Origin of the sequence: Sphingopyxis sp. P8 (assembly GCF_020622175.1) — a bacterium.
In the GTDB taxonomy this organism is placed as follows: Bacteria; Pseudomonadota; Alphaproteobacteria; order Sphingomonadales; family Sphingomonadaceae; genus Sphingopyxis; species Sphingopyxis jiangsuensis.
Genome location: NZ_JACNMK010000001.1, coordinates 903,555 through 919,030 on the forward strand (window position 1 = coordinate 903,555; position 15,476 = coordinate 919,030).

The following is a 15,476-nucleotide window of genomic DNA, read 5'->3' on the forward strand; positions in this document are numbered from 1 at the left end:
ATAGTGGCAGATAAATTCAGTCGGCGGGAACGGGCTCGCGTTCGGCGGCGGGATAGGCGCCGCTTTCGTCATGCACTTCCTTGCCGGTAACGGGCGGGTTGAAGACGCAGGCGGTCAGCATGTCGGTCTCGGGCCGCAGGATGTGGCGGTCATGGTCGTTCAGCGCATAGAGGTCGCCGGCCTTGAGCTTGTGCGTCTTGCCGGTTCCGAGATCCTCGATCGTCCCCTTGCCCTTGAGCACGAACACCGATTCCAGATGGTTCTGATAATGCATCTTGAGTTCGGCGCCCGCGAACAGCGTCGTGACGTGGAACGAAAAGCCCATTCCGTCCTGCTCGAGCAGCATGCGCGCGCTCGCCCAGCCGTCCGCGCGCACATTCTGGTCGGACTTGCGAATGTCATTGAGATTGCGAAGGATCATGTGTCGGTTCTCCTGATTTACTCGGCGGCGACGGCATAATCCGTCGTCATCGCCTCGCGGATTTTGGTTTCGAGTATGTCTAGGCCGGTCGCGAGTACGGCGTCGTCGATCACCAGCGGCGCGAGCACCTTGATGACCTCGTCATGCGCGCCGCTCGTCTCGATGATCAGTCCCTCGGCGAAGCAGGCGGCGGTCACGCTGGCAGCAAGCTCGCCCGATCCGACGTTGACTCCGCGCATCATCCCGCGCCCGCGCACCTCGAACCCATATTCGGCGGCAATCGCCTGCAGGCGATCCTCGAGCAGCGCCGCACGCCGCGCGACGTCGGCCTGGAAGGCACCGCCGCTCCAGAAATGGCGGAGCGCCGCAGCGGAAGTGACGAACGCATGGTTATTGCCGCGGAAGGTGCCGTTGTGCTCGCCCGGCGACCATTGGTCGAGTTCGGGACGGAACAGGGTCAGCGCAAAGGGCAGCCCCATGCCCGACAGCGATTTCGCCATCGTGACGATATCGGGGGTGAGGCCCATGCCCTCGAAGCTGAAGAAGCCGCCCGTCCGGCCGCACCCCGCCTGGATGTCATCGACGATCAGCAGCGCGCCGTGCGCGCGGGCGATACGGGCGATTGCGCGCAGCCATTCGGGCGACGCGGCGTTGAGGCCGCCTTCGCCCTGCACCGTTTCAACGAGGATCGCAGCGGGAGCGTCGAGGCCGCTCGACGGATCGGAGAGCCGCTGCGCGAGCAGATCGGCGGTGTCGACATCGGGGCCGTAATAGCCGTCATAGGGTTCATGGCTGACATGGCTGAGCGGGACCCCCGCACCGCCGCGCTTGGCGGCGTTGCCGGTGCACGCGAGCGCTCCCAGCGTCATGCCGTGAAAGCCGTTGGTGAAGGCAATCACCATTTCGCGGCCGGTAACCTTGCGCGCCAGCTTGATCGCCGCCTCGACCGCATTGGTGCCGGTCGGGCCGGTAAACATCGCACGATAGTCGAGCTCGCGCGGGCGCAGGATCACATCCTCGAACGTCGCGAGGAAATCCTCCTTCGCGTCGGTATGGAGGTCGAGGCCGTGCGCGATACCGTCGGCAGCGATGTAATCGAGCAGCGCCTGCTTCAGGATCGGGTGGTTGTGGCCATAGTTGAGCGTTGAACAGCCCGACAGAAAGTCGAGATAACGCCCGCCCTGCGTGTCGTGCATCCACACGCCCTCGGCCTTACCGAACTGGCGCGGCATCGCACGGGCATAGCTGCGGACGCCGGATTCGCGGCGCTCGTAAAGGCTTCGGTCCGGAATCGCGCCGGACGGTTTGGGGACGATGCTGTCGGTCATTTTGCTTGTTCTTCCTGCAGTTTCTTGTCGTTGAGCGGGCCTATGCGGGCCTCGAATTCGGTGGCGTGGACGCCGGCGAAATGCGCCTCGCGCTCAAACAGCGGCTGGCGTTCCAGTTCGGCATCCCAGTCACGGGCAAGCCCGCGAAACAAGGCCCACGAAGCGTCATTGTCAGCCGTTATCGTCGTGATCAGCCGCTTGACGCCCTTTTGAGCTGGACGCACCAGCAGCTCCTTGATCATCCGGCTCGCGAGCCGCTGGCCGCGGCCTTCGGTCGATACCGCGACCTGCCAGACGAAGAAGGCGGCCGGGTCCGACGGCGGGCGATAACCCGACACCCAGCCGATAATGCGCCCGTTCTTTTCGACGACGATACAATGGTCGGCGAAATGTGCGCACTGGATGAGGTTGCAGTAGCGCGAGTTGCGATCGAGCGGCGGGCAAGCCGCGATCAGCGCGGTGATGGCCGGCCCGTCGGTGGAGGCCGGCTTGCGAAAGCGGATAGCGCCCGCAGGCGCCGTCTCGGAGGGTGCATTCTGGGCGTCGGTCAAGGACTCTGCGTCATTTTGCCGATCAAGGATTTTTCATCTCCTGAAATAAATGAAAGCCGCCTCACGGTGACCATGAAGCAGCATCACGCAAAAACATAAGCATATGCTGTCAAACATCAACCCCGCGGAGGCGATATTGTTTCATTTTATAAAATAGTTTCAGGATGGAGCAGGATCGCAATTCAAATTGGCGCATCGCGACCGTCCGCGCTAACAGATTGCGATGGACAGCGAGATTGCGAACGCCACCCTGCGCGCCGTGCGGCGCATCCTGCGCGCGACCGATACGGGCAGCCGCAAACTTGCGGCAGCCACTGGGCTCACCCCGTCACAGCTCCTCGTGCTGCGGGAGATTGACGCGAGGGCGGGCGCAACGCCGGGAAGCGTGGCAAGCAGCCTGCAGTTCAGCCACGCGACAATCACCGCGATCGTCGACCGTCTTGTCGCGCTTGGCTTGGTACGACGCGAGCGGAGCGAACGCGACAAGCGCCAGATTCACCTTGCCGCCACGCCCGAAGGCCATCGGCGCGTCGTCGAGGCGCCCGATCTGCTGCAGGAAAAATTCGCCGAACGCTTCGCCCTGCTCCCCTCCTGGGAACAGGCGATGATCCTCGCCGGGGCCGAGCGGCTTGCGCAGGTGCTTGGCGCCGAGGCCATCGATGCAGCACCGCTGCTCGACACCGGCGCGATCGACCGGGTGGACGCTGCGCCGCGTTCGGATTAAGCAGGCGATATGTCCGGCCTTTCACCCTTTCATGTTGCCTTTCCGGTCGACGACCTCGACGCCGCGCGCCATTTCTATGGCACAATCCTCGGCTGTCCCGAGGGGCGCAGCGATAGCGACTGGATCGACTTCGACCTCTATGGACACCAGATCGTTGCGCACTGCGTCGGAGTACGGCGCGAAGCCGTCGCCGGGCATAATCCGGTTGACGGCCATTCGGTCCCCGTCCCGCATTTCGGCGTCGTCCTGGCCCCCGCCGAATGGCAGGCGCTCGCCGACCGGCTGCAGGCGCATGGCGTTACGTTCGCGATCGAGCCGCACACGCGCTTCCATGGCCAGCCCGGCGAACAGTCGACGATGTTCTTCTACGATCCGGCGGGCAATGCGCTCGAGTTCAAGGCATTCGCCGACCCCGACCAGTTGTTCGCGAAATAGCGAGCATCAGTCGGTCGCTTCGCGCACCGTTTCCATTGCAACGAAAGTCGACGTGTTCGCGACATGCGGCAGCGTCGAAATCTTCTCCCCCAGCACGATGCGATAGCGGCGAATATCCGCAGTGCGCACCTTGAGCAGATAGTCGAAGCTGCTCGCGATCATGTGGCACTCCTCGATCTCTGGGATCCGCATCACTGCAGCATTGAATTCGTTCAGAGCCTTTTCGCGCGTATCGGACAGTTTCACCTCGGTGAAGGCGACATGGTCCATGCCGAGTTTCTTGGTGTCGAGGATCGCGCGGAAGCCGCGGATATAGCCTTCGTCGACAAGGCGACGGAAACGCACCTGCGTCGGCGTTTTGGACAGCCCGACGCGCTCCGCGAGTTCGGTTACGCTCATGCGTCCGTCGACCGCAAGCGCATCGAGTATAGCACGGTCATAGCGGTCCAATCGACCATCATTGCGGATATTCTGGTTCATAGGACCTGACCATATGCCAAATTTCAGAAAAATCACATATAACTTGTTCACTCATTAGACGAATTGACTGAAGCAGACATGCTATTGCGGCTCATTGCCCGAGAGGAATCCTGAATGACTGCCGCAATTGGATACCGCGCCTTTTCCGATTTCGCTCCGCCGCTGCGCCGCGACGATCCGCTCCGCGCCGCGATCAACGCTTCCTATCGCCCGCCCGAGCCGGCCATCGTCCCCGCGTTTGCCGAAGCCGCGACGCTCGACACCAAAACGGCGGCCGCTGTCGCCACCACGGCGCGGAAGCTGATCGAACGGTTGCGCGCCAATCGCGAGACGGGCGGCGTCCAGTCGCTGGTGCAGGAATTCGCACTGAGCAGCCGCGAGGGCGTCGCGCTGATGTGCCTCGCCGAAGCCTTGCTCCGCATTCCCGACGAAGCGACACGCGACGCGCTGATCCGCGACAAGATTGCGGGCGGCGACTGGAAATCGCATCTCGGCGGCGGCAAGTCACTGTTCGTCAATGCGGCGACTTGGGGCCTCGTCGTCACCGGCAAGCTGACCGCGGCCGACGACGGCAAAGACCTCGGCAGCGTCCTCACCCGCCTGATCGCACGCGCGGGCGAACCGGTGATCCGGCGCGGCGTCGATGCGGCGATGCGGCTGATGGGCGAGCAGTTCGTGACCGGCCAGACGATTGCCGAGGCGCTGCAACGCTCGCGCAAGACCGAGAAGCGCGGTTTTTCCTACAGCTACGACATGCTCGGCGAAGCCGCGACGACCGCCGCCGACGCCGCGCGCTATTATCGCGATTACGAACAGGCGATTCACGCGATCGGCAAGGCATCCGAAAGGCGCGGCGTTTATCGGGGGCCCGGCATCTCGATCAAATTGTCGGCGCTCCACCCGCGCTATGTGCGCAGCCAGGCCGACCGGGTGATGGACGAGTTGCTGCCCAAGGTGCGCACCCTTGCCCTGATCGCGCGCAGCTATGACATCGGCTTCAACATCGATGCCGAAGAGGCCGACCGGCTCGAACTGTCGCTCGACATATTGCAGGCGCTCGCGGAAGACGCCGAACTCGACGGCTGGAACGGCCTTGGCTTCGTGATTCAGGCTTATCAGAAGCGCTGTCCCGCGCTCGTCGACTGGATCGTTGCGCTCGCGCGCCGCACCGGCAAGCGCATCATGGTCCGACTCGTCAAGGGCGCCTATTGGGATGCCGAGATCAAGCGCGCGCAGATCGACGGCCTCGCCGACTTTCCGGTTTACACGCGCAAAATCTATACCGACGTCGCCTATATCGCCTGCGCCAAGAAGCTGCTCGCCGCGCGCGATGCGGTGTTCCCGCAATTCGCGACGCACAATGCGCAGACGCTTGCGACCGTCTTTCACCTCGCCGGTCCCGACTTCAGCATCGGCGATTATGAGTTCCAGTGCCTCCACGGGATGGGCGAAGGCCTGTACGGCGAGGTCGTCGGCAAGGACAAGCTCGACCGGCCGTGCCGCATCTATGCGCCCGTGGGCACGCACGAGACGCTGCTCGCCTATCTCGTCCGCCGCCTGCTCGAAAACGGTGCCAACTCCTCCTTTGTCAACCGCATCAACGACGAAGCGGTGCCGATCGACGAGCTGATTGCCGACCCTGCCGCCGAGGTGCGCGCGATGCCGGAACCCGGCGCAGCGCACGAGCGCATTGCGCGTTCGCCCGACATGTTTGCCGACCGGCGCAACTCGGCAGGCATCGACCTCAGCGACGAAGCGGCGCTTGCGGCGCTTGCCGACGCGCTCGTCGAAAGCACGCGGCGAGAGTGGGTGGCCGGAGAAGCGTCGCCGACGCGCACAACCGCCGAGGTCCGCAATCCCGCCGACCGCCGCGACCTCGTCGGCCTTGTCCATCAATCGACCGCGGACGACGCCCGGAATGCGGTCGCGATAGCAGCCCAAACCGCGACCACATGGGCGGCTACTCCGCTGGAAACGCGCACCGCCGCTGTCGAACGCGCCGCCGATCTGCTGCAGGAGCGAATGCCGCTGCTGATGGGTCTCGTGATGCGCGAGGCCGGGAAGTCGGCGCCCAACGCAATCGCCGAAATCCGCGAGGCGATTGATTTCCTCCGCTACTACCCCGTGCAAGCGCGCGCCGCGCTCGCCGGTGCGGCGCCGCTCGGCCCCGTCGTGTGCATCAGTCCGTGGAATTTCCCGATGGCGATTTTTACCGGGCAGGTCGTTGCGGCGCTCGTCGCCGGCAATCCCGTCGTCGCCAAGCCGTCGAGCGAAACGCCGCTGATCGCCGCGCAGGCAGTTGCCATCCTCCACGAGGCCGGAATCCCGGTCGATGTGCTGCAGCTGGTCCCCGGCGACGGATCGATTGGCGCGGCGCTCGTCGCGGCGCCCGAGGCGGCGGGTGTCGTCTTCACCGGCTCGACCGGCGTCGCGCGTTCGATTCAGAAGACGCTTGCCGGGCGAACGCTGCCGGACGGGTCGCCTATCCCCTTCGTCGCGGAGACGGGCGGCCAGAACGCAATGATCGTCGATTCCTCGGCACTTGCCGAACAGGTCGTCGCCGACGTCATCGCATCGGCCTTCGACAGCGCGGGGCAGCGCTGCTCGGCTCTGCGACTGCTTTGCCTGCAAGAGGATATTGCCGACCGCACCCTCGACATGCTGCGCGGCGCGCTCGCCGAGCTGCGCGTCGGAAGTACCGACCGGCTGGCGGTCGATATCGGTCCGGTCATCTCGGCCCGAGCGCGCGACGGCATCAATGCGCATATCGACGCGATGCGCGCCAAGGGGCGCCGCGTCGAACAGGTCGATATCGGCGAATGGGACGCACTCGGCACCTTCGTCGCGCCGACGATCATCGAACTTCAAGCGATTTCGGAGCTGGAGCAGGAGGTATTCGGTCCCGTGCTCCACGTCATCCGCTTCAAGGGCGACCGCCTCGATGCGCTGATCGCCGACATCAATGCCACCGGATATGGCCTTACCTTCGGCCTCCACACGCGGCTCGACGAGGTCGTCGACCGGGTGACGCGGCAGATCGCGGTCGGCAATCATTATGTGAACCGCAACATCATCGGCGCGGTCGTCGGCGTGCAGCCCTTTGGCGGGCGCGGGTTGTCGGGAACCGGGCCAAAGGCGGGCGGTCCCATCTATGTGACGCGCTTTGCCGCCCGCGCCGATAGTGTGCTTCCCGCGGCGTCGGAGCCGGGATCAGGCTATGCCGCATTCGCCGATTGGGCGGCGGCGAACGGCAATGCAGAGGCCCAACGGGCGGTGAATCAATATCGGGGACACTCGCGCCTTGGACTCGATATCGAACTTCCCGGCCCTGTCGGAGAGCGCAACCTGTACAGCCTGCACCCCCGCGGCAGGATCGCGATGCTCGCAAAGAGCGAGGCGGGGTTCTGGAATCAGATCGCCGCAATCCTCGCTACCGGCAACAAGGCGGTGATCCTCTCCGGCAGCGTAACCATCGAATCGTCCGCCCTGCCCACGGCAATCGCAGCCCATGTAGAGCGTCCGCGCCGTGACTTACGCAGCGTCGAGGGTGTGAGTGCCGCACTAATCGAAGGCGACGCCGCCGAGGTTGCACGCGCCACCGAAATCCTTGCCGAGCGCGACGGCGCCATCATTACGCTGCACGCTGCGTCGACCGCGGCGATGGGGGGCGGCGATCCGGCCTACCGGCTCGACCTGCTGCTTGAAGAGGTCACGGTGTCGATCAACACAACCGCGGCGGGGGGCAACGCCAGTTTGATGGCGATGGTGTGAGCGTCATTCAGGCGCGCGACGCGTCCGGCAGAAAAATTGTGGTTAAGTGGCCTTAATCGGCGAGCGGCGCGCCCGTTAATTGCCGCATGACCACCAAAGCAACTTCGTCGCATGAGCCGGTAGGGCGGCTCCTGGGCTGGCTGGGGCTAAGCCGATCGCAGAACGGCGGCTCCGCAGCAGGCGAAGCGCCGCCCGATAGCCGCGAGATGACGCGCAACGCACGCCGCCAGCTTGCGGGCGCCATCATGTCGTTTCTGATCGACCATGATCTGGAAGTTTCGCGTGCCAATCTGGCGCTCGCGCACGGCGCCTTCTCGGGTCTGAACCCAGCGCTTGCGCGGAAAATCGCCATGCAGGCGCAATCGGCGGAGGGGATTACGCAGGCGTGGCTCGACACGATCGCCGAGCAGGATCCCGAACGCCCGGATCAGGCCGAGCTCGAGCGAGTTGTCGCGCGGCTCGAAAGCAATCTCGACACGTTCCAGTCGAGCACCAAGGCGGCGCGCAACGTTACGCGCGACTATGGAACCGAGCTGGAACAGCATGTCGACGACCTCGAACAGGTGCAAAAGACCGGCGAACTCGTCACCCACCTTGCCAGCCTTGCCAGAGCCATGCTCGAACGCACGCGGCAGGCCGAGAAGGACATGCGCCGCAGCGAGGACGAGGCGAAGGCGCTGCGGCGCAGTCTTGCCCGCGCCAAGCGCGATGCCGAAATCGACCATCTGACGGGGCTGCCAAACCGCCGCGCCTTCGAAATCCTGCTCGAACGCCACTATACGGAGGCGCGCGCCGCCTGCGAGCCTTTGAGCGTCGCCTTTTGCGACATCGATGAATTCAAACGCGTCAACGACACGCACGGGCACGCGGCGGGCGACCGCGTTATCAAGCTGATCGCCGACACGCTCGCCCATATTTCCGACGATCACTGCCATGTCGCACGCCACGGCGGCGAGGAATTCGTGATGCTGTTCCGTGGGCTGACACCAAGCGACGCCGCAAAGCGCCTCGACGAAGCGCGCGAGGGCCTTGCCAATCGCCGCCTCATCAACCGGAAAACCGATCAGCCGTTCGGCCAGATCACCTTCTCGGGCGGGGTCGCCGATGTGTTCGGCTATGACGAAGCGCGCGGCGCGCTGAAAGCTGCCGACGAAGCATTATATCGTGCAAAAGAATTGGGGCGCAATCGCATCGAACTCGCCCACTGAACGCCTATCTGCTGGGGGGCAGCCGAACGGGCGACCGGAACCAGACGGTCGCCCGTTCCATTTCAGATAGCCCAGCGTTCATTAATGAAGCCGGGCTGCTGCAATCGTCAATAGACCGGATAGGTCAGCCCGTAATGACTATAGACGCTGCGTCCATAGGCATCGTCATAGGCCGGCATCTGTTCGCGCGGATAGCGCGGCGCACCGTCGAGCTGTTCCTTGGAGAGGTTGACGACATAGCCGCCCACGTCGGTGTCATAGGTCAGCATGTCCCACGGGAGCGGATATTGATCGCTGCCGAGCCCGAACAGCCCGCCGAATTCCATGACGGCATATTCGCTTTTGCCCGAGCGCTTGTCGATCATGACATTGGCGATCGAGCCGAGCTTTTCGCCTTCGGGGTTATAGACGGTGGTGCCTTCGACCTTGTCCGAAGAAATGAGGCGATGGGTTTCGCGGTCGAGTGTATCGGCCATGAGAGTCTCCTTTCGCAACGGAGGCGGTCATACGATTCAGCCAGAAGGGCTGCCCGCGCCGCCCCCTTACCCAACCAACCAAGCGGCGGTCACGAAGTTGCTTCGGTTCGTCGCAGCCGCAGGGCCGCCGGTGGCCATAGGACGTGTCAGCGGCTCCAGCGCGCGAAGATCGCAGTCGGAAGAAGGAGGCCGCGCGCCTCTTCGCGCACCGCCAGCTCGCCGCATTCGACCTTTCCCGGAAGGTCGGCGAAGAGCTGCGACAGCAGCTCGCCGATCGCCAGCGCCGACATGCGCACAGCATAAACAGTGAGGAACAGCGCATGGCTGTCGGCGTCGAGCAGGCGGCGGCAGTCGGCGAGGAGCGACGCAAGACCTTCCTCGAGCTGCCAGCGTTCGCCATTGGGACCGCGGCCGAATTTGGGCGGGTCGAGCAGGATCGCATCATAGCGTCGCCCGCGCCGCACCTCGCGCGCGGTGAACTTGCCCGCATCGTCGACGATCCAGCGGATCGGCCGCTCGGTCATGCCCGCCAGGGCGGCATTGTCGCGCGCCTGCGCGACCGATTTCTTGGAGGCATCGACATGCGTCACCGACGCGCCCGTCGCGGCGAGCGCCTGGCTGCCGACGCCGGTGTAGCCGAAGAGGTTGAGGAAGGCGGGATCGGGCTTGTCCGCAATTTGCGCGCGGAGCCAGTCCCACACCGGCGCCATGTCGGGAAAGAAGCCAAGATGGCGAAAGGGCGTGCAGCTTGCCGTGAAACGCGCCTCGCGCCAGCCGAGCGGCCAGCCTTCGGTGGGCACCGGCTTATTGAAATACCAGCGCCCGCCGCCATCCTCGTCCGAGGCCGGTATGAACTCGCCGTCGGCCTCTTCCCATTCGGCGGCAGGCAACGCCGCTTCCCACATCGCCTGCGGCTCGGGTCGGATGAAGCGATAGGGACCATAGCGTTCGAGCTTGCGCCCGCCGCCGCTGTCGACGAGTCCATAGTCGTCCCAGCCCTCGCCGACCAGGGTCGTGAGGGTCAGGCCGTCAGCCACGCGCGACTTCCGCGAGGATATGCGCCTTGACGGCGTCGTAATCGCCCGTGAGCCGCTCGTACCGCTCCTCGCGGTCGAACAGATTGCCGAGCCGCGCGGGCAGCGGGGGGCGCACGCCGGTTGCCCGCTCTACCGCGTCGGGAAATTTCGCCGGATGCGCCGTCGCGAGCGTAACGATGGGCACATCGTCCTCGATTTCGAGCTCGCGCGCAGCGGCGAGACCCACCGCGCTGTGCGGATCGATCACCTGCCCGCCATTTTCCTTCGCCCAGCGCAGCGTCATCGCCATCGTGTCGCCGTCGATGCGCGCGCTTGTAAACAGGCCGGCGGCGCCGGCGCGCATGTCGGCGGGAATGGTCATCGCGCGGTTCGTATCGAACTCTCGCATCATCGCCGTGATCGCGCCGCCGTCGCGGCCCGCGAGGTCGAAAAGCAGCCGTTCGAAATTGCTGCTGACCTGAATATCCATGCTCGGCGTCGCCGTCGCCGTGACGCTGCCCGCGCTATAATCGCCGCTCGCCAGTGCGCGGTGGAGGATGTCGTTGACGTTGGTCGCGACGACGAGCCGCGCGACCGGAAGCCCCATCTGCGCCGCGACATAGCCCGCAAAGACATCGCCGAAATTGCCCGTCGGCACGCTGAACGCCACCGGACGGTCGGGGCCACCGAGGCGGACCGCAGCGTAGAAATAATAGACGACCTGCGCCATCAGCCGCGCCCAGTTGATGCTGTTCACCGCCGACAGCGTCAGCGCGTTGCGCGCCTCGGCATCGCCGAACAGCCGCTTCACCATCGCTTGCGCGTCATCGAAGCTGCCGTCGATCGCGATATTATGGACGTTCGGCGCGAGCACCGTCGTCATCTGGCGGCGCTGTACATCGCTGACGCGGCCTTCGGGATGAAGCATGAAGATGCGGATATGCTCGCGTCCCGCAACCGCCTCGATCGCCGCCGAGCCGGTGTCGCCCGAGGTCGCGCCGACGATCGTCAGGTCGGTGCCGCCGCCGCTCAGGAATTTTTCGAACAATTGGCCGAGCAGTTGGAGCGCGACGTCCTTGAACGCGAGCGTCGGACCGTGAAAAAGCTCGAGCAGCCAGTGGCGATGATCGAGCTGGACGAGCGGCGTCACGGCGTCGTGGCTGAAGCGGCCATAAGCGGCGCGGCAAAGCTCGCGCAGTTCATCTTCGCACAGCGCACCGGCGACGAAAGGTGTCATCACGCGCACCGCCGTCTCGACATAATCGAGACCCGCGAGCGCACGAATTTCGTCGAGCGACATATGCGGCCAACGCGCCGGGACATATAGCCCACCGTCGTTGGCGAGGCCTGCGAGCGTGGCGGAACGAAAGTCGAGAGTCGGCGCGGCGCCGCGTGTGCTGATATAATCCATGGCGCCAAAGCGCCTAGCGGCGCATGCTCATTGCCGCAAGCGGCGGCGCACCGCGAAAATATAGATTGTCAGCGCCGCGAGCGCGAACAGGAACCATTGCACCGCATAGGCGAGATGATTGTTCGGCACATCGGCGCCCGACGGTATCGCGCTCTGCCGCAATCCCGCGACGGGCTGATCGGCGACCAGCATCGGCCGTGCGGCAACCGCCCTCCCCGTCAGCCGTTCGACCAGCGTCGGCTGCTCGGGGCCGGGAACGACGGTCCCCTGCACGATCCCGCCGGTCCACGCGGGCGGTGTGAAATCATCGGAAATTCCCACATCGACAAGAACCCCAGGTCCTTCGGCGCCAGTGCGGCAATCGGCGATCATCCTGAAACCGCTCCGCCCTTTTACATCGGTGCCGCTCCGCGGATCCCAGCGCACGGGGTCGAGGCAGACGACGCTGCTCTTGCGGAACAGCAGTTCATCGGGGACCGGTGGCAGCTCAGGATAGGTGGCGAGCGACGACATTGCGCGGTTGCGTTCATAAAGCGCCAGCAGCGCTTCTTTTTCGCCTTTGCGCTGGAGCTGCCACACGCCGAGGGCGATCATTACCGCCACCGCAGCAAGGACGAGCAGCGTCGGGATAAGCGGCCAGCGGCGCATCGGGATTGCAGGTTCAGTCATCGCCATCCTCTGCAAGCCGCCCTTCGGCGGCGTTCCGTTGATGTTCGGACGCCAGCAGCGCCGCCTTGGCAACGCGCAGCCCATATACGACCGCGGCTGCGGTGAGCGGCACCCAGAGCAGGATATGAACCCAGAGCGGCGGTGCGACGGCGAAATCGAGAGCGAGCGCGAGGACGATCAGCAAGGCGCCGATGATCATCGTCAGAAAGGCCGCCGGACCGTCGCCGACATTATAGCTTTCGAAATCGAGGGTGCAGACCCGGCAGCGGGCTGCGAATTTGACCGGTCCATCGAACAAAGTCTGCGCCCCGCATTCGGGGCAGAGACCGAAAAGGGCAGCGCGCCCGATCGGCGGCTGCCCTTTCGTGTTTGGCATGTCGCCGCCCAATTTAGTGCGCGGCGACCGGAGCGCCCCAACCGCCCCACACATAGACGATGATGAAGAGGAACAGCCACACGACGTCGACGAAGTGCCAGTACCAGGCAGCGGCTTCGAAACCGAAATGCTGCTTGGGCGTGAAGTGACCCTTATAGGCGCGCACGAGGCAGACGATCAGGAAGATCGTCCCGACCAGGACGTGGAAACCGTGGAAGCCGGTCGCCATGAAGAAAGCCGAGCTATAGTTGCTCTGGCCGAACGCCCACGGCGCCTCTGCATATTCATAGGCCTGGATCGACGAAAAGAGCACGCCGAGAATGATCGTCGCCCACAAACCCTTCTTCAGCCCCTCGCGATCGCCGTGGATCAGCGCATGGTGTGCCCAGGTGATCGTCGTGCCCGAGCAAAGCAGGATCAGCGTATTGAGGAGCGGCAGCGAGAACGCGTCGATGACCTCAATCCCCTTGGGCGGCCATTGCGCAATTGCGTCCGCGCCTTCCTGCCCGAACAGCGAGGTGACTGCGCCGTCGGCATATTCGATCGGCACGGGGAAGAGCGAGAAATCGAACCACGCCCAGAACCAGCCGACGAAGAACATGACTTCCGACGCGATGAACAGGATCATGCCGTAGCGCAGGTGGAGCTGCACCACCGGCGTGTGGTCGCCCGCGTGCGCTTCGTTGATGACGTCGCCCCACCAGCTGAAAAAGGTGGCGATGACGCCCATGAAGCCAAGGCCAAGCACCCATTTGCCCGCGCTGCCGAAATAGTCGGCGTGCATCGTCATCACGAGCCCAAAGAACAGGATAAGCGCGGCGAACGAGCCGATCAGCGGCCAGACGCTCGGGTTTACGAGGTGATAGTCATGATGTTTGGCACCGGCCATGTCACAGTTCCCGTTTATTGCCCCGGCCCGATGATTGCCCATCATCCGCCAGCCCGGTTTGACTCGTTGATCGCGGCCTTAGCTGGCCTTTTTGCCCTCGTCTACAGGGTGGAAGGTGTAGCTGAGGGTGATTTCCTGCACGTCGCGCGCATCGGGGTCGTCCAATATCTTGGGATCGACGAAAAAGAGCACCGGCATGCGCATCTGCTGCCCCGGCTCCAGCCGTTGTTCGGTGAAACAGAAGCATTGGATCTTGGTGAAATATTTGCCCGCCTGCGTCGGCGTGACGTTGAAGCTCGCCGTCCCGACCACCGGGCGGGCCGACTGATTTTCGGCGATAAAGATCGCCATGTCGCGCGCGCCAATCGCGACCGTGTCGCGCGGATGTTCGGGATAGAATTTCCACGGCAACCCCGGCGACACGTTGGAATCGAAACGCACCGATATCGTCGTCGAAAGCACCTGCGGTGCGGCGGCGGCGGCGACCGGATCGTATCGCTGCGTCGTTCCCCCGAACCCCGTCACGCGGCAGAACAGATCGTAAAGCGGGACCGCCGCAAAGCCGAGACCCACCATCGACGCAGCGAGCAACGCCGCGAGGCTTGCCGTTTTCGTATTGGGCGACAGGCGGTTGATCATTGGAAAATCTGCATCTTGGCAATGGTGATGAGGAAAAAGAGTATCGCGAGCGCACCGAGCAGCCAAGCCATCAGATTGGCGCGGCTGCGCTGGCGGCGGCGATATTCGGCCTCGTCGAACGGCGGCTTGGTCGGTTCTTCGGTCATGCAAGCACCCAACGGTCGGCGACGACCGCGCCGAACAGGATAAAGAGATAGGCGATCGAGAAAGCGAAAAGGCGCTTTTCGGGGAGCATCAAATCGCCCTCTGCACTTTGGCGCGTACCGACACGCAGGGACAGCAAGACGAACAGCGCCGACAGGATGGCCGCGGTCCAGCCATAGAGTGCGCCCGTATAACCGAGCGGCCAAGGCGCGATTGCCGCCCCCGCCATGATGATTGCATAGAGCAGAACCTGCCGCCGCGTCGCGCGCTCGCCCGCGACCACGGGCATCATCGGGATGCCCGCGGCCGCATAGTCGGAGCGCACGAACAGCGCGAGCGCCCAGAAATGGGGCGGCGTCCAGAGAAAGATGAGCAGGAAGAGCAGCACCGGGAGCGGCGCCACGCTTCCCGTCGCGGCGACCCAGCCGATCAGCGGCGGAAAGGCGCCCGCCGCCCCGCCGATGACGATATTCTGCGGCGTCCGCGGCTTGAGCCACATCGTATAAACGAAAACGTAAAAGAGTATCGACGCCGCGAGCAGCAGCGTCGCCTGCCAGTTCGACGCGAAAAGCATCAGGAACAGCGAAAAGGCGGCAAGCCCGACGCCGAACTGCAGCGCGGTCTGCGGGTCAAGGCGGCCGGCGGGCAGCGGACGGTTCGCCGTGCGCTTCATCTTCGCGTCGAGTCCGGCCTCATACCATTGGTTGAGCGCACCCGACGCCCCTGCCCCCAGCGCAATCGCGAGGATCGAAGCGAAACCGAGAACCGGCGATACGCTGACCGGCGCGGCGAGCAAGCCGCACAGCGCCGTGAACACGACGAGCGACATGACGCGCGGTTTGGTCAGCGCGAACAGGTCGCGCCAGTCCGCCGGAAGCGTCATCTCGCCGTGGGTCAGGCTCTGCGCCATGCTAACTCCAGGCCGGAAGCCGGAAAGG

The 15,476-nt window shown here is 64.4% G+C and carries 17 protein-coding genes; 4 read left to right on the top strand and 13 right to left on the bottom strand.

Translation table 11 applies throughout. The features are described from left to right. Positions 1–16: 16 nt before the first annotated feature. The 3 genes from H7692_RS04435 to ectA are packed head-to-tail and all read right to left on the bottom strand — an operon-like array spanning position 17 to position 2,252. Positions 17–421 (bottom strand): ectoine synthase, encoded by a 405-nt coding sequence (locus H7692_RS04435; protein ID WP_222135816.1) that lies wholly within the window; start codon positions 419–421, stop codon positions 17–19. Between the two features lie 17 nt (positions 422–438). After that, a complete protein-coding gene (gene ectB / locus H7692_RS04440) occupies positions 439–1,749 on the bottom strand; it encodes a diaminobutyrate--2-oxoglutarate transaminase (protein WP_227339833.1) in 1,311 nt (436 codons plus the stop codon). Beyond that, on the bottom strand, positions 1,746–2,252 hold the full coding sequence (gene ectA, locus H7692_RS04445) for a diaminobutyrate acetyltransferase (RefSeq protein ID WP_222136369.1): 507 nt from the start codon (positions 2,250–2,252) through the stop codon (positions 1,746–1,748). Before ectA ends, ectB begins: the two co-directional genes overlap by 4 nt. Positions 2,253–2,523: 271 nt before the next feature. Between ectA and H7692_RS04450 the strand changes: the two genes are divergently transcribed. Continuing rightward, a complete protein-coding gene (locus tag H7692_RS04450) occupies positions 2,524–3,024 on the top strand; it encodes a MarR family winged helix-turn-helix transcriptional regulator (protein ID WP_201926186.1) in 501 nt (166 codons plus the stop codon). 9 nt (positions 3,025–3,033) lie between these two features. Next, complete coding sequence (locus tag H7692_RS04455; protein WP_222135814.1) at positions 3,034–3,459, top strand: VOC family protein; 426 nt, start codon at positions 3,034–3,036, stop codon at positions 3,457–3,459. Between the two features lie 6 nt (positions 3,460–3,465). Here the strand turns inward: H7692_RS04455 and H7692_RS04460 are convergent, their stop codons facing one another. Continuing rightward, positions 3,466–3,939 (bottom strand): Lrp/AsnC family transcriptional regulator, encoded by a 474-nt coding sequence (locus H7692_RS04460; RefSeq protein WP_201926190.1) that lies wholly within the window; start codon positions 3,937–3,939, stop codon positions 3,466–3,468. Positions 3,940–4,053: 114 nt separating this feature from the next. Here H7692_RS04460 and putA point away from each other — a divergent pair, with 114 nt between their 5' ends. Next, complete coding sequence (putA, locus tag H7692_RS04465) at positions 4,054–7,710, top strand: trifunctional transcriptional regulator/proline dehydrogenase/L-glutamate gamma-semialdehyde dehydrogenase (protein ID WP_227339835.1); 3,657 nt, start codon at positions 4,054–4,056, stop codon at positions 7,708–7,710. Positions 7,711–7,796: 86 nt separating this feature from the next. Continuing rightward, on the top strand, positions 7,797–8,918 hold the full coding sequence (locus H7692_RS04470; RefSeq protein ID WP_227339836.1) for a sensor domain-containing diguanylate cyclase: 1,122 nt from the start codon (positions 7,797–7,799) through the stop codon (positions 8,916–8,918). A 107-nt stretch (positions 8,919–9,025) separates the two neighbouring features. Here the strand turns inward: H7692_RS04470 and H7692_RS04475 are convergent, their stop codons facing one another. The 9 genes from H7692_RS04475 to H7692_RS04515 all read right to left on the bottom strand — a co-directional run bounded on the left by H7692_RS04475 (position 9,026) and on the right by H7692_RS04515 (position 15,448). Further along, on the bottom strand, positions 9,026–9,394 hold the full coding sequence (locus tag H7692_RS04475) for a PRC-barrel domain-containing protein (protein ID WP_201926194.1): 369 nt from the start codon (positions 9,392–9,394) through the stop codon (positions 9,026–9,028). 146 nt (positions 9,395–9,540) lie between these two features. Next, a complete protein-coding gene (locus tag H7692_RS04480; RefSeq protein ID WP_222136367.1) occupies positions 9,541–10,419 on the bottom strand; it encodes a class I SAM-dependent methyltransferase in 879 nt (292 codons plus the stop codon). Between the two features lie 4 nt (positions 10,420–10,423). After that, positions 10,424–11,821 (bottom strand): threonine synthase, encoded by a 1,398-nt coding sequence (gene thrC, locus H7692_RS04485; protein ID WP_222135811.1) that lies wholly within the window; start codon positions 11,819–11,821, stop codon positions 10,424–10,426. Positions 11,822–11,848: 27 nt separating this feature from the next. Next, positions 11,849–12,490: an SURF1 family protein gene (locus tag H7692_RS04490; protein ID WP_227339837.1), complete on the bottom strand. Its 642-nt coding sequence runs from the start codon at positions 12,488–12,490 to the stop codon at positions 11,849–11,851. Continuing rightward, on the bottom strand, positions 12,483–12,866 hold the full coding sequence (locus H7692_RS04495) for a DUF983 domain-containing protein (protein WP_201926198.1): 384 nt from the start codon (positions 12,864–12,866) through the stop codon (positions 12,483–12,485). Before H7692_RS04495 ends, H7692_RS04490 begins: the two co-directional genes overlap by 8 nt. A 13-nt stretch (positions 12,867–12,879) precedes the next feature. Further along, positions 12,880–13,755 carry a cytochrome c oxidase subunit 3 gene (locus tag H7692_RS04500; protein ID WP_201926199.1) on the bottom strand — a complete coding sequence of 292 codons (876 nt, stop codon included), beginning with the start codon at positions 13,753–13,755 and terminating at the stop codon, positions 12,880–12,882. 78 nt (positions 13,756–13,833) lie between these two features. Then, on the bottom strand, positions 13,834–14,394 hold the full coding sequence (locus H7692_RS04505; RefSeq protein WP_222135810.1) for a cytochrome c oxidase assembly protein: 561 nt from the start codon (positions 14,392–14,394) through the stop codon (positions 13,834–13,836). After that, positions 14,391–14,540 (bottom strand): hypothetical protein, encoded by a 150-nt coding sequence (locus H7692_RS04510; protein ID WP_201926203.1) that lies wholly within the window; start codon positions 14,538–14,540, stop codon positions 14,391–14,393. Before H7692_RS04510 ends, H7692_RS04505 begins: the two co-directional genes overlap by 4 nt. Further along, complete coding sequence (locus H7692_RS04515; RefSeq protein WP_222135809.1) at positions 14,537–15,448, bottom strand: heme o synthase; 912 nt, start codon at positions 15,446–15,448, stop codon at positions 14,537–14,539. Before H7692_RS04515 ends, H7692_RS04510 begins: the two co-directional genes overlap by 4 nt. Positions 15,449–15,476 lie beyond the last annotated feature (28 nt).